General features: G+C 39.8%; 1 protein-coding gene. It reads left to right on the top strand.

Annotated features, from left to right (window positions below; translation table 11 throughout):
• The coding region (locus OZJ21_RS03600; RefSeq protein WP_442916304.1) for a mucin-binding protein at positions 1-1,015 on the top strand (1,015 nt) is incomplete at both ends.

Genomic DNA, 1,015 nt, shown 5'->3' with positions numbered 1-1,015 from the left:
ACAACGTGGTAACAAGAACAATAGAGTACCGAGATGAAAAAGGTAATCTACTAGATACCAAGAGTCAAAGTCTAACGTTCACTCAACCAGGCAAAAAAGATCTAGTAACAGGCAAAGAAACTTGGAGCACAGATGTTCCAAGTCAAAGCTTCGATGAAGTGAAGACACAAGAAAAAGTAGGCTACACTCCAGATAAAGCTGTTGTTCCAAGTGAAACAGTAACATTTGATACTAAAGATTACACAGAAACTGTAGTATATAAGGCAAATGAACAAACCGGTCGAGTAGTATATGTGGATGATGACAAGGGTGGACAAGAAGTCAAGCAAGGTAGCATATCTGGCAAGACAGGAGAAACCGTAAAGGTTACCCCAGAAGTACCAGAGAATTATGAGGAAGTAGCAGGGAATCAAACGGATTACACCTTCCCAGAAGATGGTACAGACGAAAGTAACGTGGTAACAATTCATTTGAAGCATAAACATGAAACAGTTACTAGAGACAACGTGGTAACAAGAACAATAGAGTACCGAGATGAAAAAGGTAATTTACTAGATACCAAGAGTCAAAGCCTAACATTCACTCAAACCGGCGACAGAGATCTAGTAACAAACCAAGTAACTTGGAATACAAATGTCCCAAGTCAAAGCTTCGACGAAGTGAAGACACCAGAAAAAGTAGGCTACACACCAGATAAAGCTGTTGTTCCAAGTGAAACAGTAACATTTGATACTAAAGATTACACAGAAACTGTAGTATATAAGGCAAATGAACAAACCGGTCGAGTAGTATATGTGGATGATGACAACGGTGGACAAGAAGTCAAGCAAGGCGATATATCTGGCAAGACAGGAGAAACCGTAAAGGTTACCCCAGAAGTACCAGAAAATTATGAGGAAGTAGCAGGAAATCCAACGGATTACACCTTCCCAGAAGATGGTACAGACGAAAGTAACGTGGTAACAATTCATTTGAAGCATAAACATGAAACAGTTACTAGAGACAACGTGGTAAC

It is taken from the genome of Ligilactobacillus sp. UO.C109 (assembly GCF_026847815.1).
Classification (GTDB): Bacteria; Bacillota; Bacilli; order Lactobacillales; family Lactobacillaceae; genus Ligilactobacillus; species Ligilactobacillus salivarius.
The sequence above is the reverse complement of the archived record's forward strand: the minus strand, read 5'-3'. Positions and strand labels throughout refer to the sequence as shown.